This window comes from Clostridium sp., assembly GCF_036642255.1.
Classification (GTDB): Bacteria; Bacillota; Clostridia; order Clostridiales; family Clostridiaceae; genus Clostridium_J.
The window spans coordinates 40,755-67,623 of sequence record NZ_JAVWDJ010000021.1 but is presented as its reverse complement, the minus strand read 5'-3'; the positions used below and the strand labels follow the sequence as shown (position 1 = coordinate 67,623).

The window sequence follows — 26,869 nt, the reverse complement described above, 5'->3', positions numbered from 1 at the left end:
ATAAATACTCAATACTGAGAACTCTTGTTTAATATTTATAACCAAGGCACAAGTATTAAAAACATATTTATTGCAATATTACGATACAATCATATTATCAGAACAGAGATTTTCTGTCAATAATAGTTATATGATTTATGTGATAATCTTTTAAAGTCCCAGCAATCCCCTTAAGGCTAACAACTTTAAAAAGAAATTAAACTCTCAACAGAGTTTAATTTTATGCCAAGAACTCCTAACTAAAGAGTATGGGAGAATTATCCTTCTAAAATGATGTTAAATTAAAGTTTAATGGTGTGGTCCCTAAGGAGTAATGTGGAATTTTAAGGAGGATTTTAAGGCAATTTCATGAATTTAAAAAGGAAGAACAGATTATAAGAATATAATAACCTTTAAAATTTTATCTTGACATAATAGTAAAAAGAAAGTAATATAATTAATAATAAAATTAAATTAAAAGTGATCCTTTTAAAGGTGGTCCAGAGAGGCCAATAAAGGAAGAGAAATTTAGTGATTAATCTGTTGTATATCAGAGTGACATGTAGTTGCTATGGTTTATTATACTATATTAAAATTCTTGTAAGAATTATGAGAGTTGTGATAGTTATACAGATTATATAGCTACATTAGATTAGAGATGATTTAATGCCTTCCTTTTTAGGAAGGCATTTTTATTTTTATAAAATTATATTACTTATTATTTAAATCTATAAAAGTGTTTCTAGAAACCTTTATGCTGATTACAGTAAATGGATAATACTGTTTACTGAAATTATAAATACCTTTAAATTATCCCAGTGAGGTTAAAAAGGAGATGTCGTTAATGTTAAAAGGAAGAAGCTTAATTGAACCTATGGATTTCACACTAGAGGAATTAGATGAAGTTTTTAATCTAGCAGATGAAATTGTAAAAGCCCCAGAGAAATTTCTACATTCATGTGAAGGAAAATTACTTGCTACTTTGTTTTACGAGCCAAGCACAAGAACAAGATTTAGTTTTGAGGCTGCTATGTTAAGACTTGGGGGTAAAACAATAGGGTTTTCAGAACCTAATTCAAGTTCTACTGTAAAAGGTGAAAGCATAGCAGACACCATCAGAACAGTAGCCTGTTATGCAGATATTGCAGTAATGAGACACCCCAAAGAAGGAGCTCCACAAATCGCAGCACAGTATAGTGATATACCTGTAATTAATGCAGGAGATGGAGGGCATCAACATCCAACTCAGACTTTAACAGACCTTCTGACTATTAGGACAGTAAAAGGTAGTTTAAATAATCTCATCATTGGTTGCTGTGGAGATTTAAAGTTTGGAAGAACTGTACACTCACTAATTAAAGCCCTATCAGCTTATGAAAACAACAAATTTATTTTAATATCCCCAGAAGAACTTAAGATACCAGAGTATATAAGAAAAGAAATATTGGAAAAGAAAAATATAGAATTTAAACAAGTTAGAACCATGGAAGAAGTCATAGATGAACTAGATATTTTATATATGACAAGAGTTCAAAGAGAAAGATTTTTTAATGAAGAAGATTATATAAAACTTAAAGATGTTTATATACTAAATAATGAAAAAATGAAGCGCGCTAAGGATGACATGATAGTACTTCATCCACTACCAAGAGTAAATGAAATAGCTTATGAAGTTGATCAAGATAAGAGAGCGCAATATTTTCCACAAGCTAAGTATGGAATGTTTGTAAGAATGGCTCTTATATTAAAACTTTTAGGAATTTATTAATAAGGTAGGGGGAAGAGATTATGTTAACTATTAATAGCATTAAAAATGGAATAGTAATAGATCATATTAAAGCAGGTGAAGGTATAAAAATCTTTAATTTCCTAAAACTTCATAGTGCAAGTTTTAGTGTAGCACTAATAATGAATGTGCAAAGTGAAAAGTGCGGGAAAAAGGATATTATTAAAATTGAAAATGTTTTGGATTTAGACTATCAAATTCTAGGGCTCATAGATCCAAATATAACTATAGATATTATTGAACATGAAATTATAAAAGAAAAAATAAAACTTAAGCTCCCTGAAGTAGTAGAAGATGTTATCAAATGCAAAAATCCTAGATGTGTAACTTCAGTAGAAAAGTATGTGCACCACATTCACTACTTAGTAGATGAGAATACAAGAGAATATAAGTGTAAATATTGTGATGACTTACAGGTGGTTACATCGCTGTACTAAACAAGGAATAAGATCGTCTTGCCAAGAGGGTTGAAGAACTAAGATAAAGTGAAGGGTCAGGGGGAATTTTAATGGAACTTTGTATAAAAAATGGTAGAGTAGTAGATTGGAGTGGAAGCTTTAAAGGTGATATTTATATAAAAGATGGAGTTATAGCAGAAATCGGAGAAAATCTAAATAAACAATGTGAAGTTATTGATGCTGCAGGACTCACTGTAATGCCAGGGTTTGTGGATTTACATGTTCACTTTAGAGAGCCAGGTTACACATATAAGGAAGATATCCAAAGTGGATCTCGAGCAGCAGTTAGAGGCGGATACACCATGGTAAATCTTATGGCAAATACAGATCCCATATGCAGTAGCTTAGAAACTGTAGATTATGTACAAAAGAGGGCAGAGGAAATTGGACTTGTAGAGGTAAATCAAATATTGTCTATAACTAAGGATTTTATAGGTGAAGACATAAGTCATCTGGAGCCCATAGAGAAGGGACAGGTAAAAATTATATCTGAGGATGGCAAAGATGTGATGCACAGTGAAGTGTTATTAAGTGCAATGATGAAAGCTAAGGAAAAGGAAATAACAGTGATGTGTCATTGTGAAAATCATGATTTATCTAAGGTAGATATGAGATTAGCTGAAAATACTATGACCTGGAGAAATCTAACCTTAGCTCATTATAGTGGGTGTAAAACGCATTTTGCCCATGTAAGTACTAAAGAATCCATGGAGTATATAATTCAAGCTAAGAGAAAAGGCCATAAGATAACTTGTGAAGTTACTCCTCATCACCTCCTGCTCACCGATAGAACAAAGTATTCTGTAAATCCCCCTTTAAGGGAAGAAGAAGATAATAAATATTTAATAAAAGCCATACAGCAGGGATATGTAGATGCTATAGCTACAGATCATGCACCACATTCGAAAGAGGATAAAGAAAAGGGTGCTCCAGGAATATCTGGAATTGAAACGGCATTTTCCCTTTGTTATACAAACCTTGTGAGGGAAGGCTATATAGATTTAAACAAGTTAAGTGAACTAATGAGTAAAAGACCGAGTGAAATTTTAAATGAAAGAAAAGGTTCTATAGATATAGGGTATCATGGAGATTTAGTAATTATTGATACAGAAGAAAGATATATCATAGACAACAACAAATTTGAGTCTAAAGGAAAGAATACACCTTTTAATAATATTGAAGTCTATGGACAAATAAAAACTACAATTAAAGGTGGAAAGATTGTTTATAAAGAAGTTTCTGGAGGAATAAATAGATGATTATAGATAAGTTATATAAAGCCGTGGCACAAAAAGGACATGTATGCGTGGGATTAGATACAGATATAAGTTATATACCAAAAGGATTTATGGATAGATTTCAATCTATAGAAGAGGCTTTGTTCAGCTTCAATAAAGAAATAATTGATGAGACTTTTGATGAAGTAGCATGCTATAAGCTTCAGATAGCTTACTATGAGGCATTAGGAATTGATGGATTAAAGGCATATATAAGAACTTTAAAATATATTAAGTCAAAAGGTGGAATAACCATAGGAGATATAAAAAGGGGAGATATAGCAAACACTGCAGAAATGTATGCAAAGGCACACTTTCAGGGGGAATTTGAAGCAGACTTTATCACCCTAAGTCCATATATGGGACTGGATACTCTAGAACCTTTTCTACCTTATATAAAAAGCAAAGAAAAGGGAGTTTTTATCTTAGTAAGGACCTCAAATAAAGGTTCAGCAGACATTCAGTATATAGAAAGTAAAGGTAGCAGAAAGATATATAACATCGTAGGAGAAAAAATAAATAATTTAGGTAAAAGTTTCCTGGGTCAGTGTGGATATAGTTCTTTAGGTGCAGTAATTGGATGCACTCATGTAGATGAAGGAATAGAGATTAGAAATTCCTTAGATAATACTTTCTTTTTAATACCAGGATACGGTGCTCAAGGTGGAAAAGCAGAAGATGTAGCCTTATATTTAAAAGATGGAAATGGGGGAGTGGTTAACTCTTCTAGAGGAATACTACTAGCTTATAAAGGTAAAGAACAAGGGGATGAAAACTTCGCAAGGTACGCCAAAGAAGAAGTTATGAGGATGAAAAATGAAATACTGAGAGCTGTAAATTCTATTGCAAGCGAAAGTTAAAGAAACGATATTAGAAAGTTCTATTTTAAACTTAAGCGAGAAAGTGGCACCAAGGATTAATGCTCTGAAAAGATGTTTTGAAAGGGTGGATTTTCAAATGGTTAATACAAGGAACTTTATAGGAGTGTATTATGGAAAATTCGAAATATAGTTATGTAGTGGAAAAGGTTAAAGAAAATACGGAATTAAGTAAGGATATATATAAGTTAGTTATAAGTGGAAAGTTCAAAGGAAAACCGGGCCAGTTTTATATGATAAGAGCTTGGGAGCAAGAACCAATACTTTGGAGGCCTATAAGTATACACAAGATTAATAAGGATTCTATAGAATTCATATATCAAGTTGTAGGAAAAGGAACAGAGTTATTGAAGGAACTGAAAGAAAATAGTGAGATAAAACTTATAGGGCCTCTAGGAAATGGTTTTGATGTTGAGAACATCAAAGGGAAAGTAGCTGTAGTTACTGGAGGAATAGGAATTGCACCAATGTACAATGTTACAAGCTCTTTGACTTGTTGTGAAGTAGATTTTTATGGTGGATTCAGAAATGAACCTTACTGTATAGAAGAATTGAAACCACTAGTTAATAACATTAATATTGCTACAGAGCATGGAGTTTTAGGGCATAGTGGATATGTCACAGAAATATTTAATCCTGAAAATTACGATGTGGTTCTTTGTTGTGGGCCAGAAGTAATGATGAAAAAGGTAGTAAGAATGTGCAGAGAAACCAATACAAAGATATTTATTTCCGAGGAAAAGAAAATGGCTTGCGGGGTTGGTGCTTGTCTTGTGTGCACTTGCAAAACAATTCATGGACATAAAAGAACCTGTAAGGATGGGCCAGTATTTAGTGGTGAGGAATTAGATATTTAGGGGGGATAGGTTATGTTAAAGGTTCATATATGTGGTAAGGAGTTTAAAAACCCGATAATAGCAGCATCTGGCACCTTTGGTTTTGGTGAAGAATACAACGAGTTTTATGATGTGGAATCTCTTGGAGGGGTAGCTACTAAGGGATTGACGCTTCATAAAAAGGATGGAAATAATGGGGTCAGAATGATTGAAACTAAAGGTGGTATGCTCAATAGCGTAGGACTTCAAAATCCAGGAGTAGATGGATTCATAAACCATGAACTTCCTAAAATGAAAGAGTTTAATACTAATATAATTGCTAATTTAGGTGGAGCCTCTATAGAGGAATACATTGAAGGTGTAAAAAAGCTTAACGAAACAGAGGTTGATTTTATAGAGTTAAATATATCTTGCCCTAATGTTAAGCAAGGTGGAATGGCATTAGGAATAAAATCAAGTGTTGCTTATGAGGCTGTAAGTTCTGTGAAAAAGGTTTGCAAAAAACCCTTAATAGTTAAGCTATCACCAAATGCTGAGAATATTGTAGACATGGCACTAAGTTGCATAGATGGAGGAGCAGATGCCTTATCTTTAGTGAACACCTTTAAGGGTATGGCCATAGATTATAAAACTAGAAAACCAATATTTGAAAATATATATTCAGGTTTATCAGGACCTGCCATAAAGCCTATAGCACTAAGAATGGTTCATGAGGTTTGCAAAGTTAGCACGGTGCCTGTAATAGGTTTAGGGGGAATTTCAACTTGGCAAGATGCACTAGAGTTCATTATGGTAGGAGCTACAGCAGTACAAATAGGAACAGCAAATTTCATAAATCCATTTGTAGGTATAGATATAATTGATGGAATTAGTAATTTTTTAATAGAGGAAAATATTAAGGATATTAGTGAAATAACGGGGATCATATAAGGTGCTTTAGATAAAATAATAGGTTAAAGCTGTTATTGATATTTTCAGTAGGCAAGAAAACAGGATTTATTGATGCAGTATATCACAAAAGGCACTGAAATATTGGTTAGTAATTTTTAAAAATTATAAGGAGGAATTAAAATTGAATAATGAAAAAATAGTTATAGATACTTTATTAGAATGTGAAGCGTTACTAGAGGGGCATTTCTTATTATCCTCTGGGAGACATAGCAATAGATATTGTCAATGTGCAAAACTACTACAATATCCAGATAAGGCTGAAAGTGTTTTGAAGGTGGTAGCAAATCAAGTAAAGGAGTTGGAAATTGATTTGCTTGTTGGACCAGCTATGGGTGGGATTATAGTGGCTTATGAATTAGCAAGGCAACTTAATAAACCAGGAGTTTTTACTGAAAGAAAAGATGGTGAAATGACATTATCTAGAGGGTTTCAAATAAAAAAAGGACAAAGAGTTTTAATAACTGAAGATGTTATAACTACAGGAAAATCCACTTTAGAAGTAGTTGAAGTCTTGAGTAAGTTAGGAGCAGAGGTAGTTGGAGTATGTTGCATTGTTGATAGATCCGGTGAAAATTGTGCTTTAAACTATCCAATTTATAGCGCATGCAAATTAGAAGTTGAGAGTTTTGAAAAAGAAAATTGCCCACTATGTAAAGAAGGCACTCCATATATAAAACCAGGAAGTAGAAATATATAGATTGCTGATAAAATCTCTTGAGATAATAATATTCTTTATATTTATGGGATAGTTATCTCAATAAAATAGCAACAATACACCTAAAAATTAATTATAAATTTTTTAGGTGTACTTATCCAAAATAAAATGCTTTATTTTAGCTTGATTAACATCAATGTTATTTTGCATTTAGACGATTTAGGAGGAACTATAAATGAAAGCAAAGCTTATTCTTGAAAATGGTATGGTTTTTGAAGGTAAAGCATTTGGGTATCTAGCGAGCACTGTAGGTGAAGTAGTATTTAACACTGGAATGACTGGATATCAAGAAATTCTTACAGATCCTTCATATTATGGGCAAATAGTAACAATGACTTATCCACTAATAGGAAACTATGGTATCAATCTGGAGGATGTAGAGTCCATAGCTCCAAAGGTAAAAGGTCTTATAGTAAGAGAAAAGGCAAATATTCCAAGCAATTTTAGATGTGAGTTATCTTTAGAGAACTATTTAAAGGAACATAAAGTACTTGGATTAGAAGGAATAGATACAAGAGCACTTACAAAGGTTCTCAGAAATCATGGTACCATGAAGGGAATTATCTCCTTAGAGCATAGCAACATTGAACAAGTGAAATCACTACTAAATAGTTACTCTAATGTTGATGCTGTGAGAAATGTATCTACTAAAACTAGTTATGAGATTGAAGGTAATGGTAAACATGTAGCAATCTTGGACTTTGGAATTAAGCAAAATATTATTAATTGTTTTAAAGCAAGAGGTTGTAAAATTACAGTGTTTAATGGTTTCACATCAGCAAAAGATGTACTAGCTATAAAACCAGATTTAGTTTTTCTTTCAAACGGCCCTGGGGACCCAGCAGATTTAGTAGAAGTCATTGATGTTATGAAGGAATTAGTATCAAAAGTTCCTATTACAGGAATATGTTTAGGTCATCAGTTATTAGCAATTGCTCTTGGTGGAAAAACCTCTAAACTAAAATTTGGCCACAGAGGATGTAATCACCCTGTAAAAGATTTAGAAGAGAATAAAGTTTATATAACTTCACAAAATCATGGATACTATGTTAGTGAGCTTCCAAAGGATATGAAAGTTACTCACCTTAGTGTAAATGATGGAACTATAGAAGGTATGAGACATAATACATTACCAATTTTCAGTGTTCAATTTCATCCAGAAGCATGTCCAGGTCCAAAAGATATAGAAGTGATTTTTGATAAATTTCTTGAAGTAATTTAGTTGGGAGGAAAAAATATGCCATTAAATAAGGAAATAAAGAAAGTACTAGTAATCGGCTCTGGCCCAATTATAATTGGCCAAGCTGCAGAATTTGATTATTCAGGAACTCAAGCCTGTCAAGCGCTAAAAGAAGAGGGTATAGAAGTAGTTCTTATAAACTCTAATCCTGCAACTATAATGACGGATAGAAATATTGCGGATAAAGTGTATATTGAACCTTTAACAATAGAATTTGTTGAAAAAGTTATTGAAAAAGAGAGACCAGATTCTCTTATAGCAGGAATGGGTGGGCAAACAGCTCTCAACCTTTCTGTAGAACTATATGAAAAGGGAATATTAGAAAAGTATGGTGTTAAGGTTATTGGAACAACAATTGATTCTATAAAAAAGGGTGAAGATAGAGAGTTATTTAAAAAAGTAATGGAAGAAATTAATGAACCTTGTATTGAGAGCGAAATAATAACAGACATGGAAAGTGGTAAAAAGTTTGCAGATAAAATAGGATACCCAGTAATCATTAGACCTGCATACACTCTAGGTGGAACTGGTGGTGGAATTGCAAATAATGAGGATGAGTTACAAGAAATCTTAGCTTCAGGGCTTATGCTTAGTTCTATAGGGCAGGTGCTGGTGGAAAAGAGTGTTAAAGGTTGGAAAGAAGTTGAATACGAAGTTATAAGAGATAGTTTTGGTAATTGCATCACAGTATGTAATATGGAAAATATAGACCCAGTTGGGATTCACACTGGAGACAGTATAGTAGTAGCGCCAAGCCAAACATTAAGTGATAAGGAATATCAGTTACTAAGATCAGCATCCATAAATATAATAAATGCAGTTGGAATAAAAGGTGGATGCAATGTACAACTTGCTCTAAATCCTAGTAGTTTTGAATATGCAGTTATTGAGATAAATCCAAGAGTTAGCAGATCGTCAGCCCTAGCATCTAAGGCTACTGGATATCCTATTGCAAAAGTTGCAACCAAAATAGCCTTAGGATATGCACTAGATGAAATAGTAAATGAGGTTACCAAAAAAACTTTTGCATGCTTTGAACCATCTTTAGATTATGTTGTGGTTAAAATACCAAAATGGCCTTTTGATAAATTCGCAGAAGCTAAAAGAGAACTAGGTACAAAGATGATGGCTACTGGGGAAATCATGGCTATTGGAAGCACATTAGAAGCGGCACTATTAAAAGGTATTCGTTCCACAGAAACAAAAAGGTATTCCTTAGAAGATGATGAGCTAAAAAGCCTAACCTTAAATGAATTAAAAGAAAAAGTTATTTATGCAGATGATGAGAGAATTTATGTACTAGCAGAACTAATAAGAAGAAATTACTTAGCTGATAAGGTTAGTGAAATAACAGGCATAGATCCATTCTTCATCAGTAAGATTAAAAATATTGTAGATGAAGAAGAAAAATTAAAAATTAGTAAATTTGATGATATGACAAAGGACTGGTTATTCAGCCTAAAGAAGATGGGATTTTCAGATAAGGCTATAGGAAGATTTCTACATAAAAGCCCAAATGAAATATATAAGTTAAGAAACATATGGAACATTAAACCAGTATATAAAATGGTAGATACTTGTGGAGGCGAATTTGATGCCGTATCTCCATACTATTATTCAACTTACGATGAATATGATGAGGTTTTAGTAAGTGAAAATAAAAAAGTTATTGTTATCGGTTCTGGGCCTATAAGAATAGGGCAAGGAATTGAGTTTGATTATGCATCAGTTCAAAGCGTTTTAGCACTTAAGTCTTTAGGGATGGAAACAATAATTATTAATAATAATCCTGAAACAGTAAGCACAGATTTTGATATGTCTGACAAGCTTTACTTCGAACCATTAACAGAAGAAGATGTGTTAAGCATTATCGAAAAAGAAAATCCTTATGGCGTTATACTACAGTTTGGGGGGCAAACAGCAATTAAACTTGCTTCTTTCCTAAAAGAAAAAAACATCAAAATTTTAGGAACAACTGCGGAACAAATAGATTTGGCGGAGGATAGAGAGAAGTTTGATTGCTTGCTGGAAGAATTAAATATTACTAGACCAAAGGGAAAAGCTGTGTTCACCTTAGAAGAAGGAATAAAGGTGGGAGAGCTACTTGGGTACCCACTTTTAGTAAGACCTTCTTATGTTCTTGGTGGGCAAGGAATGGAAATAACTTACGGTGCTAAGGAACTTTCTACCTATTTGCAAAACGCATTTGATAAGGACAATAAAACCCCTGTATTAATTGATAAATACCTAATTGGAAGAGAAATTGAAGTAGATGCCATTTGTGATGGGGAGAACATATTAATTCCTGGAATTATGGAACATTTAGAGAGAGCAGGGGTACACTCTGGAGATAGTATATCCATATATCCTTCTATTAATATAAATAAAAAAACCAAAGATAAAATAATAGAATATGCTAAAGCACTTGCTAGAGCTATTGGTATTAGAGGGATGATAAACATTCAATTTATTGAGCATAAAGGAGAAATTTATGTGATAGAAGTTAATCCTCGTGCTAGTAGAACTGTTCCATATATCAGTAAAGTTAGTGGAGTACCAATTGTTGACATAGCAACTAAAGTCATGCTTGGAGAAAATTTAAAGGATATGTCATATGGAATTGACTTATATAAGGAGCCCTCTCTAATATCTGTAAAAGTTCCAGTATTCTCTACAGAAAAATTACCTAAAGTTGAAGTATCTTTAGGACCTGAAATGAAATCCACGGGAGAAGTATTGGGTGTGGGGTCTACATTAGAAGAAGCATTATATAAGGGGTTCCTAGCCTCTGGGATAAATTTGGAATTTAAACATAAAAATATAATTGCCACCGTAAATGATCAAGATAAGCAGGAGTTCACAGACTTAGCAAAAGAATTAGTAAATCTTGGTTTTAATCTAATAAGTACAAGCGGAACAGCTAGGCATCTTAAAAATTTCAATTTAGAAGTAGCGGAAGTTAGTAAGATAAATGAAGGGGAACCAAATATTCTAAGTCATATAAAATCATCAAACATTGACTTAGTAATAAATACACCAACTAGGGGTAAAATTTTTTCCAGAGATGGATTTATCATAAGAAGAGAAGCCGTTGAAAGAAGAATTGGAGTGATTACATCCTTAGATACTTTAAAAGCTATTATTCACATAAAGAAATGGCAACTCCAAAATAATGCTGTTAGTGTGTATTCAATTTATGATTAACTAAAAAGTATATAAAAAATAAGTTCAAAAAGAGTTGTAACTATCTAGAAGTAAATTGCTAGATAGTTACAACTCTTTTTTATAAAGAAAATACCATGATAAACCTATTATTATGTGTACTTTATTTATGAAAAATAAAAAAAATTTTTATGCAATAAAAAATAATAATTATTCAGAATATTTAGAAATATGTAATCTTATGTGGCATAAGTTCTGTAAATAGCTATAAATAAATACATTAATATACATTTTATAGATAGTTATACATAAAGTGTATTAATTGACATAAAATTGAAAGGAATATATCATTAAATAGAGGGAATTTTGTAACAATTCAGAATTGAGGGGGCGAATTAATATGAAAATAGTATTAGCATTAGGGGGCAATGCATTGCAAGCTGACCCAAAAGATAAAACGGCACAAGCTCAATTGAAGACTTGTAAGGAAACAGCGGTTTCCATAGTTGATTTGATTGAAGATGGACATAGAGTATCTATAGTACATGGAAACGGTCCTCAAGTTGGACAAATTGTATCTACCGTAGAAGATGCGATAAAAGAAAATCCTAATAATGTAATGTTCCCATTCGATGTATGTGGATCATTCTCACAAGGATATATAGGATATCATCTGCAAAATTCTATAGCTGAAGAACTTAATAAAAGAGGAATTAAGAAATCAGTAGGTACTGTAGTTACTCAGGTAGTTGTGGATAAAAATGATAGTGGATTCCAAAATCCAACAAAACCAATAGGATCTTTCTATTCTAAAGAAATGGCAGAAAAGCTAGAAAAAGAACAAGGATTTATAATGAGGGAAGACGCTGGAAGAGGTTACAGAAGAGTTGTTGCGTCACCAAAACCAATTGATGTTATAGAAAAAGACATAATAAAAGAGCTAGTTGAGAATGAAAAGATAGTAATTTCCTGCGGCGGCGGTGGAATACCTGTAATAAGAGAAGAGGAAATGGTAAAAGGTGTTGCAGCAGTTATAGATAAGGATTTTGCAGCAGAAAAACTTGCAGAGATTTTAGATGCAGATTGCCTCTTAATACTAACTGCAGTAGATAAGGTCTGCGTAAATTATAATAAGCCAGAGCAAAAAGAGTTAGCAGAAATTAACCTTGAAGAAATAAATAAATATATTGCTGAAGGGCAGTTTGCACCAGGAAGTATGCTTCCAAAGGTTGAAGCTTGCAAAAAGTTTGTAATGTATGATGACAAGAAGATTGCAATGATTGCCTCACTATCAAAAGCTAAGGAAGCATTGAAAGGTCTATCTGGAACAAAAATAGTTCGTTAAACTTTATGAGAGTATTTTAAAGTCCTAAATACAGCACTGTAGGGTTAAAGCTTTTTTGTAGACCTAAAAATTAGCTTAAATCCTGGAAGTAAATTGCTTTCATTACTGTTTTATATAGATAGGTCTAAAAATGGGGAAGGAGAGTGAAATTATGGAGCCGCGTAAAATACAGGTTTACTCTGAAATTGGTAAGTTAAAAACAGTACTTCTTCATAGACCAGGACAAGAGATTGAAAACCTTACACCAGAGTATTTGGAAAGATTATTGTTTGATGATATACCTTACTTAAAGGTTGCTCGGGAAGAGCATGATATATTTGCCAACATACTGAGAAAAGAGGGAGTAGAGGTTCTTTATTTAGAAAAGTTAGCTGCGGAGGCAATAAGAGATAAAGAAATAAAGGGAATTTTTCTAGATGAAGTAATAGAAGAAAGTGGTATTGTAGATGAAAATGTAAAAAAAGAAGCTAAAAGCTATTTATATTCTATGCCAGAAAAGGGGCTTATAGATACTATAATGGCTGGAGTTAGAAAGAAGGATGTAGGAATAGAGGAAGGGCTTACTGAGTATCCCTTTATTTTAGATCCAATGCCAAACTTATATTTTACTAGAGATCCTTTTGCTTGCATAGGTACAGGGGTATCCCTTAACTCCATGAGAAGAAATACTCGTAGAAGAGAAACTATCTTTGGTAAGTATATTTTTAAGCATCATCCTAGCTTTAAAGATTCTGGTATTAGGCTTTGGTATGATAGATATCATCCAACAACATTAGAGGGTGGAGATGAACTTGTTTTATCAAAGGACTTGATTGCGGTGGGGTGTAGTGAAAGAACTGATAAAGAGTCTATATTTACCCTCGCAAGGACTATATTTGAAAATAATGAAACTTTCAAAACTGTATTAATTTTTGACATACCAAAAAGCAGAGCATTTATGCATCTCGATACAGTGTTTACTATGATTGATTATGATAAATTTACTATTCATCCAGCTATTGAAGTTGCATTGAAGGTCACAGCAATAAGGTATGATGAAAATAAGAAAGAGCTTATTGCAAAAGAAGAGGATGGGGAACTAGAAGCAGTATTATCAAAATACCTAGGAATACATGCTACTTTAATAAGATGTGGTGGTGGAGATAGAATTATATCAGGAAGAGAACAATGGAATGATGGATCTAATACGTTAGCTATTTCTCCAGGGAAGGTTGTGACCTACGAGAGAAACTACATTACAAATGAAATTCTAGACAAACATAATATTGAAGTATTACAAATGCCTTCTAGTGAATTATCACGAGGCAGAGGTGGCCCACGTTGTATGTCTATGCCTTTTGTAAGAGAAGATATTATGTTCAAATAAAAGTTCATAAAGTATATAACAAGTTTAGCATTTAATATATTTTAAGTGTTAAATGAAATCGTTTTAATATCATTTTAAAATTATATCAATAATGCTTATGGTGTTATATAAAATTAATGCCATGAAAATTTACTAAATATATGGGGGTAGTTATAATGTTTAACTTAAGAAACAGACACTTTTTAACACTAATGGATTTTTCACCAAAGGAAATAAACTATCTTTTGGAGCTTTCTCAGGATCTAAAAAAGGCAAAATATACAGGTGTAGAACAACCAAGATTAGTAGGTAAAAATATAGCTTTAATTTTTGAGAAGGACTCTACAAGAACAAGATGTGCCTTTGAAGTAGCTGCACATGACCAAGGAGCTCATGTTACATACCTTGGACCAACAGGAAGTCAAATGGGAAAGAAGGAGTCAGTAGCTGACACCGCAAGAGTTCTTGGAAGAATGTATGATGGGATTGAATACAGAGGTTTTGGACAAGAAATAGTAGAAGAACTTGCACAGTATGCAGGGGTACCAGTTTGGAATGGCTTGACTACTGAAGATCATCCAACACAAATTTTAGCAGATTTTTTAACTATTAATGAGCATTTTTCTAAACCTTTAAGTGAAGTTGTATTTGTATACACTGGAGATGGAAGAAATAATATGGCCAATGCTTTGATGATTGGTGCTGCTAAAATGGGTATGGATTTTAGAATTGTAACACCAACATCATTATTTCCAGAGGAAGCATTAGTAGAAAAATGCAGATTAGTGGCACAGGAAACAGGAGCAAAAATTACATTAACTGATAATGTAGCAGAAGGGGTTAAGGATGCTGATGTTATCTACACAGATGTTTGGGTATCTATGGGAGAACCAGATAGCGTTTGGGTAGAAAGAATTAAACTTTTAAAACCATATCAAGTTAATAAAGAGATGATGGCTTTAACAGGAAAAAGAGATACTAAGTTTATGCATTGCTTACCAGCATTTCATGATACTAAAACTAAAATTGGAAAAGAAATTTTTGAGAAGTATGGCTTAGATGGAATGGAAGTTTCAAATGATGTGTTTGAAAGTGAAGCCTCCATAGTGTTTGATGAAGCGGAAAACAGAATGCATACTATTAAGGCAGTGATGGTAGCAACTTTAGGATGTTAATAATATTTATTGATAATTATTATTACATGATGTAAACTATTTGTAAAACATTATTTTATTTAGTATATTTTTCATGTAAATATCGTAAAATAAGGTTGAAATATTTTTATAGTAGGAGGGATATTATGAAAAAATACGTTTGTGTTGTATGCGGATATGTTTACGATCCAGAAACTGGTGATCCAGACAATGGAGTTGAGCCAGGAACATCTTGGGAAAACGTTCCAGAAGAGTGGGTATGCCCATTATGTGGAGTAGGTAAAGACCAATTTGAAGAAGAATAAGAATAATTAGCTGACAGCTTAGCTGTCAGCTTTTATTTTTGCATAGAGAATTGAAAATTTTACCCAACTTTTATCATAAATATTGGATATGCGTAATATTATATATCATCAATTAACAACGGAGAGACAAGGAGAGATATTATGCTAAAAGAAATTCCAAAGGTTATTTATGATATGGAAGGCTCAGCAATAAGAGTAGTGAAATTTTCAAAGTTATTTTTTAAAAATAGAAATGAAGAGGGATATGTATTGCATATTGAAAAAGCAGAAAGAGTAACTACTGTAAGTGAATTTGAGCTAAAGGAAGTAGATGGGAAGTTTTACATTACTAGAGAAATATTTAAAGAAAGCATGCTTATGTAAGAAATTATAGATTTTATTGTATTCATGGGATTACAAATACCTCATAAATTTTATGTTATAGGAAATAATAACATATATAAAAATTTAGGGGGTAGTTAAATGGAAAGAAAATATAATGCGGTATTATCTATATTTATGGCATTATTTATGGGAAGTGTTATTTTATTTGGCTGTGCAAAGGCAAATAATAATATGAAAAATAATAGTGAAGAGCAAGGACAAAGCAGTGAAAGTTCTACAACAGAAAAGGACTCTAATAGTGACAGTATATTGTTAGGGAAAAAGATTTCTCAAGGTCTTAATGATATAGAAGGCATAGATAAAGCTACAGTATTTATCAAAGAAAGCACTGCCCTGGTAGGTGTGGCTATGAAGGATGGTGCAGAGGAGATAACTGAAGATTTGAGGAATAAGATAGAAGAAAAAGTAAAAGAGATTTCTCCAAAAACAAAAAAAGTTGCAATTACAGCAGATAAGGAACTACTTGAAAACTTAGATGAAATGACAAATGACTTTATGAATGGTAAAACCTTTGAAGAATTAAAGAAAGATCTCTCAGAAATTATGGATAAGTTAGGGGCTTAGATTATAAAAGAGAGAAAAGTAAAATGAAAAAAAGTATACAACTCACAAAAATAGACTCATAAGTTGTATAAAATGTGGTAAAAGCACTATGAACATAATTGAAGTTCATAGTGCTTTTTAGCTACCTGATATTACATAAAGTGTACTACAATGATGAAGATTTACTTTTGGGATGTATTTAAAGCTTTTGTTAAGAGACAAATACTTTGAGAAGATATTCCTTCACCACTGCCTGTAAAGCCTAACCCTTCTTCGGTGGTAGCTTTTACATTTACTCTGGTTTCTTCGATGTTAAGAGCTCTAGCAATATTTTTAACCATATCATTAATATAAGGTGCCATTTTAGGTTTTTGGGCAATAATAGTGGCATCAATATTCTCAATGTTATAGTTATTAAGAGATAACAATTTCCCCACATGCTCCAGTAATTTTACACTAGAAGCACCTTTATATTTAACATCGGTATCAGGGAAGTGCTTACCTATATCCCCTAAAGCTGAGGCCCCTAAAAGACTATCCATTATAGCATGAAGTAGTACATCTGCATCAGAATGACCAAGTAATCCCTTTTCATAAGGAATTGAGACTCCACCCATTATTAAGGCCCTGTTTTCTACAAGTTTATGTACATCATAACCTAATCCAACTCTCATAAAAACTTCCTTTCTTAGGCATCTTAAATAAAATAATAAGTGAAGGATGCCTTAATCACAAGCTAATTTGAACACCCCTAAGGGTTTTATTTGCTTATAATATTAACATCAATATAATTTTTATACAACCATGCCATGGAGCGAGTACAAATGGTTATCAATTAAAGGTAAAAAAGTGCACAGGTAGACCTGTGCAATAATAAAAGCTATTATATTAAGAACCTAAAGCCTAAACATCTTAGAAATAAACTTTTATTCTCATTGTTTACATCTAATGTTTTTATTAAGGTGGATAGTTTGCAGCCCCGCTGTTTGGTTTTTTCTTTCTTTTTCAAGGTTTTCTTTGAAGTAAAGTCAACATGGATTATAGCCCCCAACATTAACACCCCTTTACATAAAATGCAATAAATGTATCTTAATACAATTATAACACATTGTAAGTATTTGTTAAATATGTTAATAAATTAACAGTTTTAGAGGCGGTGAAAGTACAATCTTTACCACATTAGAAGTAAATAACAAAATAGTATATGCAGGTTATCAACAATCTATGCACATTAGTGTGGACAATGTGGAAAACTTTAAAATTATTCCCTGATGATTATGTAAGAATATGTATATCGAAAATTCTTGTTTAACAACAAATTATGTAGTTTTATGTTAAATCTTATATATTAACAGTAGTTCCACAAGTTATCAACAAGGTAAATGTGGACAATGTTGATAACTATATATTTTTGAGCTGTTTTTTCCATTATTAAGAAAATTTTGTATACAATTTTTTGTTATTGTGCACACATTGTGTTAATAACTAATAAAATGTTTAAAATCATCATTATTCAGAGAGGTTTAAGTGCTTTATATAAAATCCTAAGTTTGTGATAAAACTCCCATAAAATGCATAATACAATATGTAGTAGAAGAGCATTAAAAATTCACTATAAGTTGTGCGTGGAAAGCTTATTTCTAGCATAATATATTTGTAAAAATAAATATAACAAAAATTTCATTGATTGTTAATATTGTGTATACATAAAATATTTTAATAATTTTGAATAGGTGTTATAATAATTGAGGTTGGACAAGCTAAAGGAAAAAAGAGTATAAAATACCAAGGTAAAGAATTTGGAGGGGTTAAAATGAAAAAAATTATATCATTAGTATTAGCTGCAGGAATGATGGCTTCATTTGTTGGTTGTGGAAATTCAGCTGAAACAAGTGGAAATTCTGCAGAGCAAACAAAAGTGGAAAGTAAAGAACAACCTAAGGAAGAAGCAAAACAACAAGAAGTAACTTATGACAATTTTGTTGCATTATTAAATGGAACAGCAAACAAAGATTATTTCTATAACGAAATTAACACAATTAAATTAATGAAAAAAGAAGATGAAAAAGCTTATACTGAGAAAGCAAAAGTATTAGTGGAAAAGGCTATGGTAGATAATAAAATAGATGCTACCAAAGCAAAAGTTTATCCATACTATAGAAATGTAAATGGAGATAAACTAGAAAAAGATTATGTGGTGGTTTATGGTGATGATAAAGCTCCAACAACAGTTTTTGAAATAACTTTAACAATACCAAATAATTATGAACCAACTTTAAAAGAAGTTAAGGAAATCAAAGATATAGTAACTCAAAAACAATTTGCTGAGTTATTCAAAGCTGAATTAGAAGCTGCAAAATAATATAGTTATAATTTAAAAAGTATGGACAAAAATGCAACATTACATGATTAGTTGTGTAAAAAAGAGGCATTATTAACAAGTTATGCACAAGATTATTGTTGATAATGTTCATAACTATAAAGTTTTGTCCCAAAAATCCAATGTAATGAAGATATTTATAAAGAAATATTCATTATTTGCATTAAACATAAAAATCACTATGAACATCGGTGTAGTTCATAGTGATTTTTTTTCAAATATAAAAGTGAAATATTGAAAGGATAATTAAGCTTCATCTTCACCTAGGTCAGTTTCAGTGGACGCTTCTTCGGTTTTTACCGAGTCTTTAATCAAATAATTGATGTTCTCCATTTCTTTTTCTGTTAAGTAGCGCCATTTTCCTAGAGGTAAGTTCTTTAAGGTAACATTCATTATCCTAACCCGTTGAAGTCTAGTAACATTATAATTTAGATATTCGCACATCCTTCTTATTTGTCTATTTAATCCCTGAGTAAGGATAATTCTAAAAACGTAAGTGGATTCCTTTTTTACAATGCATTTTTTTGTTATAGTGCCTAATATAGGAATACCATTACTCATTTTCTTTATAAATTCATCTGTAATGGGCTTATCCACTGCAACTAAATATTCTTTTTCATGATTATTACCAGCTCTGAGAATTTTGTTTACAATATCTCCATCACTGGTTAAAAATATTAGGCCTTCAGAAGGTTTATCCAATCTCCCAATAGGAAAGATTCTCTCTTTGAAGTCTAAGAAATTTATAATATTATCTTTAACATGAGTTTCAGTAGTACAAGTTATTCCCACAGGCTTGTTAAAAGCAATGTAGACCTTTTTACTCTTAGGATTAATAGTTTTTCCATTTACAGTAACCTTGTCAAAGTGGCACACCTTTGTTCCAATTTCAGCTCTTTTTCCATTAATAAAAACCTTACCTTCTTGGATAAACTTATCTGCATCTCTTCTTGAGCACATGCCACTTTCACTAATATATTTATTTAATCTTATAAAATGTTCTTCCTTATTATCCATCTGGAATTCCTCCATTAAATAGCATTTTCAAGGGCAAGCCTCTTACTTTAAGTAAGTGAGAACTTCCTTCTTTATAATAAACTTTATTGGATATAAAATCTTCATTTAGAAGTAATATCACAACATGAATTTGGTTTTGGTTAATTTAAGATTTCAGGAATCTTATTATCATTCTTATTTACTAAAATATCATAGTTTTTATCATAAGCATAATCTGAAAACTTATTAAAATTAAGAGGTTCTTTATGTCCAGCATTAGTAATGTATACAGCTATCTTTCCTCTATCATATCCTGTATATGTATCTATTAGCTTTTGGCTTAAAGCTTCATCAAAAAGTATGATAAGTCCGTCATTTAGATCATTACCTTTTACAGAGGATGCACTAACTAAATCAAGAGAGTTTCCTCCAATGCCATCTATCTTAACAATCTTATTATTATTAATACCAATTTTGATATTTGTATTAAATGACACTACAATAGAAGCATCTGGTCTAAAAAACAAGAAGTTTATAAGATAGATACATAAGATGGAACCTATTACTAGTAAAGATAGGGCTCCTACAAGCTTAGAAGGTGAAATTATTTCTTCACCGCTATACGCTTCACCTTTTACAGGTACTGTTTTGTTTCTTTCTACAGTCACAAATGAGTTTTCTTTTGTCATTAAATAGACTTTTTCATTATCAAAATTCAAAACTTTACCAGATTTTTTCATATCAAAGCCCCCACTAAATCATAATAACTAGATTAATTTTAGCACAAATGCCTTTTAGCATCTATAGTCTTTCCATGAGTATTTACTGATATCTATATAAATTTGTAGCCATCAATGGAAAAATATTTCTAACTCACTATGTCACGGTGAGTGAAGCAAATTAAAAGTCAAGGAAGTTACGCTGTAGATTTCCATATTAATGCGTTATTTTAGAGACGTTACTAAGTAATTCATAAAAATATAATTTGTGAATTGAAATTTATGGGAGTATAATTGTTTTTACAACATTTAAAATATTTGGTTAATTTGGGGGATACAAAATGAAAAGTAAAAAAAATATTGTAGGTATAGGAATTATCGTAGTTTTCTTATTAACATTATTCTTTCAATACACATATAGCTATGATTTATACAAAAAACCACCATCAAATCTATGGAGCAAGGAAGTTAAGGTTGGAAATGGTAACACAAAGACCAATCCTATAGTTATAAAGGAAGACAAGCGAATATTAGTAGCATATGATGATATAAAAAGATTAAGCATCTCAAGCACGGATTCAAAAGGACAACCTATATCAAGTAAAAATTTTAGTGTAGATGAAGAATTTATAAAAGATACATTATTTGTTAAGACAAACAATGGATATATACTCGGGTATAACTCTACAATAAATAGTGTGGGTTATTTAGAAAAGTTATTTTTAGATGAAGAGCTAAATTTAGTGAAAAGGGAAAGAATAGAAGGTGTAAACTTCATATATCAATTAGATAGTAATAACTATGTTTTAGCCTACAAGGATAAAATTGAAATCATAGATTCAATAAGAGATAAGAATCAAGACGTTAAGGTCAGTGATGTATCTATGATTACTGGGAGTAAAGTTAATAATGGTTTTTTTATTTGTTTTATTGAAGGTAAGGATACCTTTAAATTTTTCACTACAGAAGGAGATATAGTAAATGAACCTAAAATTGCTGCAAAGTTAAATAAGTCCGATAATGTGGGTTATGGACAAATATCTTGTTCAAGTGATGGGAAAAAGGGATATATAATATTAGAGGAGCAATTTAAAGGTGAATTTAATGGAGCAAAGGGCATAGAATTTTCATTAGATGGTAGTGATTCAGTGGTTAATCCTGTATATATAGGAAACTCAAAAATAATAAGAGAAAATACAGGGGTTTACTCACAAGATGGCGGTAAATTTTATGGTGTGTTTGGAAGAGCTTTCGGGAAAAAATCTTATCAGGAGAATATAATTTCCTTTACATTAAAAGATGGAAAAACAAGTGATATTGAATATGTTAGCAGAACTAGAGAAACCTGTTTTTCACCTTATGTTGTTGACGACTATACAGCTTATTTAAGCTTTAGTGGTATTGATAGTAAGGACATAAATATTGGGTCTACTAATGAGGAATTTAAACAAGTTAATAATGCACCAAGAGCTTCGGAAAGATCAAGAGCCTTGGGTTCTGCAATGGAAGGATTAATGTATGGTCTTGCCTATGTGTTCGTTTACGGGTTTAAATGGATACTACCTGTAATGCTAGTGGCAGGTACTTTTGCTTTCTTTGATTATGCTTATTCAGAAAAAACAAAGCTAAGAGGATTTATAGGGCTAGCTATATTTGCAATAGCTGTTAAAACATATGGAATAATCCCAGTATTTTATGTAGATTATGCAGGGTTATTACCAGAAGTGTTGTCTTCTAAATTAGTGGGTGTGCTAGTGTGTTCATTAATAGGAGCTATAAGTTATGCTTACGGTTATTTATTATATAAGAGAGATACAGAGGATTTAGGGATACTGAAATTTTTCATTTCATTATTTGTAGATACGGTATTAACCTTAGTTATATTTGTTCCATTTATAACTTAAAGTTAATTTTGTCTTAAAGATGGATAAGAAAAACCATATTAAATGGGATTAAAACAAAGAGCAGCAATAAAGAATTTTATTGCTGCTCTTTTATTTTCATAACTCCTATATGAATGTTATGACGATGACTCTAAGAATATATAAAGGCCTTATCTAAATGTAATTCATTAAGATAAGGCCTTTATATATTTTTAAATCTTAACTTTTTATCATAAGTTTGTAATGAAGTTATGTTTAATTACAAGGAATCATATATTAATATAGAATATATCGTTAAAATACAATATAATATATAGAGAGAATATAAGATTAAGTAGCTATAAAAAGTTCAGCGTTATTTTATCTCTAGTTGGGGTGTTAATCAGTTGCTACGTTCACTGGAATAAAAAATAAAAGGGGGATATTATGAAAAATTGGGTTAAGGGAATTATTATAGGAGTTCTTATAATAGTTATTGGAGGAATGTACTATTTTAAGAATGTTTATACTCCAGAATCATTGAAAGCTAATGACTATGTATACACATCAATGGAGGATATAAATGAAGCTTTACCTACACTTATGATGTTGAGTACTGTTACATGACCATCTTGTAAACAGATGGAAGCTGTTTTAAAAGAATTTGCACCAAAATACAAAGATAAAGTTAATGTGGTTAAAATAGATTTAGATGAAAATCCAGACTATGCATATAAATATAGAGTAACTGTAGTTCCAACTACCATATTCTTTAAAAGTGAATTAGAAGTATTTGGAGGATATACAGGAGCCACTGATGAAAATAGGATAAAAGAAGTATTTAAAGAAATGGGGGTTAAATTAGATGAATAATTTAACCGCACTAATATCGGGTAATATATTTATAGCACTGTTTATGTCCTTTGTTGCTGGACTTATTTCATCCTTTAGTCCGTGCTTACTATCTACTGTGCCTTTAGTAATTGGGTATGTTGGAACAAATGCAAAAAAAGATAAAAATCTTGCTTTTAGATACTCTCTTGTGTTTGCCTTAGGATTAATTTTTACTTTTGTATCCTTAGGTGTATTATCTGCAGTACTTGGAAAGTTTTTCTCAGGTGCAGGAAAGTGGTGGTATCTATTACTAGGATTAATAATGCTTTTTGTAGGACTTCAAGCTGTTGGAGTTATTAAAACTAAAGAAAGTAATACCTGTAAAATTCCCAAAAGAAGAAAAGGATTAATAGGAGCATTTTTCTTAGGAATATTGGGGGGGGCCCTTTCATCTCCTTGTGCTACACCGATGCTTGCAGCTATTCTTGCCTTTGTAGCAACAAATGGGAATGTTACTTTAGGTATAGTCATGTTGTTGTTATACTCTATAGGGCACTGTGTTCTTATAGTAATCGCAGGTTCCTCAGTGGGCATTATCGAAGCCCTACAAAAGTCCCCTAAATACTTTAAATTAGGGAATATAGCAAAGGTTTGTTTTGGAGTACTGGTAATACTTATAGGATTATATCTTTTATATATGGGAATGTAAGACTAATATAGTAAAAACCACTACATAGATAATCAAATATCTATGTAGTGTTTTTTTAATTAAGTAGGAAATAGCTTATAATATTGGAGATAAAAGTCTAGAAACAGACTCTTTAAATCTAATAAAAATACTTCGATTCTTGTAATGTTCCTCAGTAAGTCGTGTTGATTCCAATAAATCTCGTTTAAAAGCTTCATCTAATTTTAGCGTAGTGGCTTCGTCATAAATTATTGCATTTACTTCAAAGTTAAGGCTAAAGCTTCTAATATCCATATTTGCAGAACCGATGGAACAAGCCTTACCATCTATGGAAACCATCTTACTATGGATAAATCCATTATCATAAGTATAGCATTTTGCTCCAGAATCCATAAGATCCCATATATAGGATTTAGAAGCCCAATATACAAATGGGTGATCAGGTTTACATGGAATTATAATTTTCACATCGATTCCAGATAGAGAAGCAATTTTAAGGGCAGTTAAAATACTTTCATCTGGCACAAAATAAGGGGTTTCTATATAAATATTTTTTTTAGCCTTGTATATTAATTTTAAATAGGTATTTCTAATGGAACACCACTTAGAGTCAGGTCCACTGGTAATTATTTGAACTCCTTTATGGTTTAACCTATCTCTTTTAGGGAAATAATGTTGATCCATAACAAAGTCTTGGCCTGCCGCAAACCTCCAATCGAGAAGAAAACGTATTTGAAGAGAGTCCAAGGAATCACCTTTCAAGTAAAGGTGTATATCTCTCCAAAACCCAAACTTTTTCGATAGTCCTAAATATTCGTCACCTATATTTAGTCCTCCAACAAAGCCATGTTCACCATCTATGATGCAAATCTTTCTATGGTTCCTGTAATTTATTCTGATATTTATATATGGTATAAAAGGAGGAAAAAAGCATACAGCTTCTCCACCAGCTGCCTTTAAAGAATCAAAAAACTTAATGTTATTATGTATACATCCCATGCCATCATATAATACCTTAACATCCACCCCTTCATTAGCCTTCTCTACAAGAATGTTTAATATTTCATGACCAAGATCATCATCATTAAAGATATAATATTCAAGATGAATGTACTTTTTGGCATTCTTTAGGCAATTAATTAGGGCTGGGAATTTCTCAACACCATTATTTAAGATCTGTATTTCATTGTTAGTAGTGAATATAGCATTGTCACTATATAGATTTAATGAAATGATATCATGGTACTCGTGAAGAAATTCATTTTGATTTATAAGATTTTCGTTGTTTAATATGTTCTTTTGCTCAGAAACAATAGAAAGTAGACGTTCTTCTTCTTCTTTTTTCAGATAGAAGAACTTTTTTCTTCTAAGATCTTGACCAAAAAATAAGTAAAATATGAAGCCAAGCACTGGTATAAATAGCATAATCATAAGCCAGGTCCAAGTGCTATGGGCATTTTTTCGCTCAAATAGAATAACAACTATTGCGAATATAATATTAATGACAAAGGTAAAGTTTACAATACTTATGAAAATGTTATATGCATCCATAAAAAACTCCTTATAAATGGTGCTAATATTATTATAAAAAATACAATAAGGTTTAAAGGTATAAAAAAATTATAGTTGTATTTTAGAAGAATACATTAATTATCGTAATAGTGCTAAATAAGTATAGGTTAGTTCAGCAATATAATATATAGTTTAAAGGTAAAACTGATAACTATCAATATATGTAAAATAAAATGAAAAAAGTATTTTGACAAAATAAGTTTATTCATGCTTTTACAAAAAATGCCTAATACTATAAAGGTATCCAAATAGTGAAAATATAATTCATGTTAATTTTAAATTTAGAGATAATATCAGTGGTAATGATTATAGTAAAATAATTACTTTGTCAGCAAATTAAGAATATAATCAATTGACATTCTTTTGAAAATTGCCCCCTAAAAGCTATAAAATATGTTATAAATTATTGAGGAAAAATATAAAGAGAGGTTTTGAAATTATGAAAAGTGTATTTGAAAATGAAGAAATAAAAAAATATTTGCTAATAATCATAGGAGTAACTATATTAGCTATGGGAATTAATGTGTTTTATTCTCCCTATCAATTAGTTACAGGAGGGGTGTCAGGTTTTGCTATTATAGTAGAATATGTATCAAAAAATAGCATAGGGTTTGAGATTCCATTATGGCTAACAAATTTAGTAGTTAATATACCACTATTTATAATTGGCATAAGAATAAAAGGAAGATCCTTTGCAGGGAAAGCTTTGTTTGCGGCTGGTTTTCTTTCCATAGCACTTTGGTATACAAGTTATATACCAGCAGTAGAATCAGATCTTTTAATTGCTAGTGTATTTGGGGGTGCCTTAGTTGGACTTGGAGTTGGTCTTGTATTAAGAGCTTCAGCAAGTACTGGAGGTACAGATCTTTTAGCTACAATAATTAAGCATTATTTTAAAACCTTACAAATTTCCAATATAATGCTTGGAATAGATTCTGTAATTATTACAATTGGATTATTTGTATTTGGGGTAGAAAAGGCTATGTATGCATTAATTTCTGTGTTTATTATTTCTAAGGTTATAAATAGTGTATTAGAAGGTATAAACTATTCTAAGGCAGTGCATATTATTTCAACAAAGTCAGAAGAAGTATCTAATGCCTTAATGAAGGAATTGAAAAGAGGAGTAACAGGTCTTAATGGCACAGGAATGTACACCGGAGGAGATAAGAAAATATTATTTGTAGTATGCTCTAAAAATCAAATAGTTGCTCTGCAAAAAATTGTAACTATCATTGATGATAAGGCCTTTATAACTATTACAGATGTAAGAGAAGTTGTGGGAAGAGGGTTTACCGAACCTCAATTTGACGAAGGTAAGTAATATTAATTATTAATGAGTATTGATAATTAATAAATATTAAATTTCTATTAACCTGGCTAAAAAAAGAAGGAATAACCAATCTTCTATAGAATTTAATTTACAAATGTGTAAAAAATAGTTAAGGATATTTTAAAAG

The 26,869-nt window shown here is 31.4% G+C and carries 24 protein-coding genes and 1 pseudogene; 21 read left to right on the top strand and 4 right to left on the bottom strand.

Annotated elements, in window-relative coordinates:
* Positions 1-823: 823 nt before the first annotated feature.
* The 15 genes from pyrB (at position 824) to RR409_RS12520 (ending at position 16,379) form a co-directional block, all read left to right on the top strand.
* Positions 824-1,747: an aspartate carbamoyltransferase gene (gene pyrB, locus RR409_RS12590; RefSeq protein WP_332558113.1), complete on the top strand. Its 924-nt coding sequence runs from the start codon at positions 824-826 to the stop codon at positions 1,745-1,747.
* 20 nt (positions 1,748-1,767) lie between these two features.
* On the top strand, positions 1,768-2,202 hold the full coding sequence (locus RR409_RS12585; protein ID WP_332558112.1) for an aspartate carbamoyltransferase regulatory subunit: 435 nt from the start codon (positions 1,768-1,770) through the stop codon (positions 2,200-2,202).
* A gap of 71 nt (positions 2,203-2,273) precedes the next feature.
* Positions 2,274-3,482, top strand: a complete 1,209-nt coding sequence (locus tag RR409_RS12580) for a dihydroorotase (RefSeq protein ID WP_332558111.1) — start codon at positions 2,274-2,276, stop codon at positions 3,480-3,482.
* Entirely contained in the window at positions 3,479-4,360 is an 882-nt protein-coding gene (gene pyrF, locus RR409_RS12575; protein WP_332558110.1) for an orotidine-5'-phosphate decarboxylase, read from the top strand. The genes RR409_RS12580 and pyrF overlap by 4 nt, the downstream gene beginning before the upstream one ends.
* Positions 4,361-4,491: 131 nt before the next feature.
* Positions 4,492-5,235: a dihydroorotate dehydrogenase electron transfer subunit gene (locus RR409_RS12570; RefSeq protein ID WP_332558109.1), complete on the top strand. Its 744-nt coding sequence runs from the start codon at positions 4,492-4,494 to the stop codon at positions 5,233-5,235.
* A 12-nt stretch (positions 5,236-5,247) separates the two neighbouring features.
* Positions 5,248-6,144 carry a dihydroorotate dehydrogenase gene (locus RR409_RS12565; protein WP_332558108.1) on the top strand — a complete coding sequence of 299 codons (897 nt, stop codon included), beginning with the start codon at positions 5,248-5,250 and terminating at the stop codon, positions 6,142-6,144.
* Between the two features lie 142 nt (positions 6,145-6,286).
* Positions 6,287-6,862: an orotate phosphoribosyltransferase gene (pyrE, locus tag RR409_RS12560; protein WP_332558107.1), complete on the top strand. Its 576-nt coding sequence runs from the start codon at positions 6,287-6,289 to the stop codon at positions 6,860-6,862.
* Between the two features lie 193 nt (positions 6,863-7,055).
* Complete coding sequence (locus tag RR409_RS12555; RefSeq protein ID WP_332558106.1) at positions 7,056-8,102, top strand: carbamoyl phosphate synthase small subunit; 1,047 nt, start codon at positions 7,056-7,058, stop codon at positions 8,100-8,102.
* Between the two features lie 15 nt (positions 8,103-8,117).
* The gene (carB, locus tag RR409_RS12550; RefSeq protein ID WP_332558105.1) at positions 8,118-11,324 is read left to right on the top strand and encodes a carbamoyl-phosphate synthase large subunit; all 3,207 of its coding nucleotides are present in this window, start codon (positions 8,118-8,120) and stop codon (positions 11,322-11,324) included.
* A gap of 358 nt (positions 11,325-11,682) precedes the next feature.
* Positions 11,683-12,627, top strand: coding sequence for a carbamate kinase (gene arcC, locus RR409_RS12545; RefSeq protein ID WP_332558104.1), 945 nt, complete (start codon positions 11,683-11,685; stop codon positions 12,625-12,627).
* Between the two features lie 148 nt (positions 12,628-12,775).
* Complete coding sequence (gene arcA, locus RR409_RS12540; protein ID WP_332558115.1) at positions 12,776-13,993, top strand: arginine deiminase; 1,218 nt, start codon at positions 12,776-12,778, stop codon at positions 13,991-13,993.
* A gap of 152 nt (positions 13,994-14,145) precedes the next feature.
* The gene (gene argF / locus RR409_RS12535; protein ID WP_332558114.1) at positions 14,146-15,147 is read left to right on the top strand and encodes an ornithine carbamoyltransferase; all 1,002 of its coding nucleotides are present in this window, start codon (positions 14,146-14,148) and stop codon (positions 15,145-15,147) included.
* A gap of 125 nt (positions 15,148-15,272) precedes the next feature.
* Positions 15,273-15,431 carry a rubredoxin gene (locus RR409_RS12530; protein ID WP_332558103.1) on the top strand — a complete coding sequence of 53 codons (159 nt, stop codon included), beginning with the start codon at positions 15,273-15,275 and terminating at the stop codon, positions 15,429-15,431.
* Positions 15,432-15,572: 141 nt separating this feature from the next.
* A complete protein-coding gene (locus RR409_RS12525) occupies positions 15,573-15,794 on the top strand; it encodes a hypothetical protein (protein WP_332558102.1) in 222 nt (73 codons plus the stop codon).
* A gap of 99 nt (positions 15,795-15,893) precedes the next feature.
* Positions 15,894-16,379 (top strand): YhcN/YlaJ family sporulation lipoprotein, encoded by a 486-nt coding sequence (locus tag RR409_RS12520; protein ID WP_332558101.1) that lies wholly within the window; start codon positions 15,894-15,896, stop codon positions 16,377-16,379.
* A gap of 161 nt (positions 16,380-16,540) precedes the next feature.
* Here RR409_RS12520 and ispF read toward each other — a convergent pair whose 3' ends face one another.
* Entirely contained in the window at positions 16,541-17,032 is a 492-nt protein-coding gene (gene ispF, locus RR409_RS12515) for a 2-C-methyl-D-erythritol 2,4-cyclodiphosphate synthase (protein ID WP_332558100.1), read from the bottom strand.
* A 1,139-nt stretch (positions 17,033-18,171) separates the two neighbouring features.
* Here ispF and RR409_RS12510 point away from each other — a divergent pair.
* Positions 18,172-18,720, top strand: coding sequence for a hypothetical protein (locus RR409_RS12510; protein ID WP_332558099.1), 549 nt, complete (start codon positions 18,172-18,174; stop codon positions 18,718-18,720).
* Between the two features lie 264 nt (positions 18,721-18,984).
* Here RR409_RS12510 and rluF read toward each other — a convergent pair whose 3' ends face one another.
* Both rluF and RR409_RS12500 read right to left on the bottom strand, forming a co-directional pair.
* The gene (gene rluF / locus RR409_RS12505; RefSeq protein ID WP_332558098.1) at positions 18,985-19,755 is read right to left on the bottom strand and encodes a 23S rRNA pseudouridine(2604) synthase RluF; all 771 of its coding nucleotides are present in this window, start codon (positions 19,753-19,755) and stop codon (positions 18,985-18,987) included.
* 140 nt (positions 19,756-19,895) lie between these two features.
* Entirely contained in the window at positions 19,896-20,474 is a 579-nt protein-coding gene (locus RR409_RS12500) for a hypothetical protein (protein WP_332558097.1), read from the bottom strand.
* A gap of 320 nt (positions 20,475-20,794) precedes the next feature.
* On the opposite strand from RR409_RS12500, the gene RR409_RS12495 reads away from it, so the two are divergent.
* The 4 genes and pseudogenes from RR409_RS12495 to RR409_RS12480 all read left to right on the top strand — a co-directional run bounded on the left by RR409_RS12495 (position 20,795) and on the right by RR409_RS12480 (position 23,858).
* Entirely contained in the window at positions 20,795-22,357 is a 1,563-nt protein-coding gene (locus RR409_RS12495; RefSeq protein WP_332558096.1) for a hypothetical protein, read from the top strand.
* A gap of 405 nt (positions 22,358-22,762) precedes the next feature.
* Positions 22,763-22,942, top strand: a complete 180-nt coding sequence (locus tag RR409_RS12490; protein WP_332558095.1) for a hypothetical protein — start codon at positions 22,763-22,765, stop codon at positions 22,940-22,942.
* 12 nt (positions 22,943-22,954) lie between these two features.
* A pseudogene (locus RR409_RS12485) lies at positions 22,955-23,188 on the top strand (thioredoxin family protein); the annotation flags it as partial.
* Positions 23,181-23,858, top strand: coding sequence for a cytochrome c biogenesis protein CcdA (locus tag RR409_RS12480; protein ID WP_332558094.1), 678 nt, complete (start codon positions 23,181-23,183; stop codon positions 23,856-23,858). The pseudogene RR409_RS12485 and the gene RR409_RS12480, both read left to right, overlap by 8 nt.
* Before the next feature lie 75 nt (positions 23,859-23,933).
* On the opposite strand, the gene cls is transcribed toward RR409_RS12480, so the two are convergent.
* On the bottom strand, positions 23,934-25,388 hold the full coding sequence (cls, locus tag RR409_RS12475; RefSeq protein WP_332558093.1) for a cardiolipin synthase: 1,455 nt from the start codon (positions 25,386-25,388) through the stop codon (positions 23,934-23,936).
* 460 nt (positions 25,389-25,848) lie between these two features.
* Between cls and RR409_RS12470 the strand changes: the two genes are divergently transcribed.
* Positions 25,849-26,733 (top strand): YitT family protein, encoded by an 885-nt coding sequence (locus RR409_RS12470; RefSeq protein ID WP_332558092.1) that lies wholly within the window; start codon positions 25,849-25,851, stop codon positions 26,731-26,733.
* Positions 26,734-26,869: the final 136 nt, after the last annotated feature.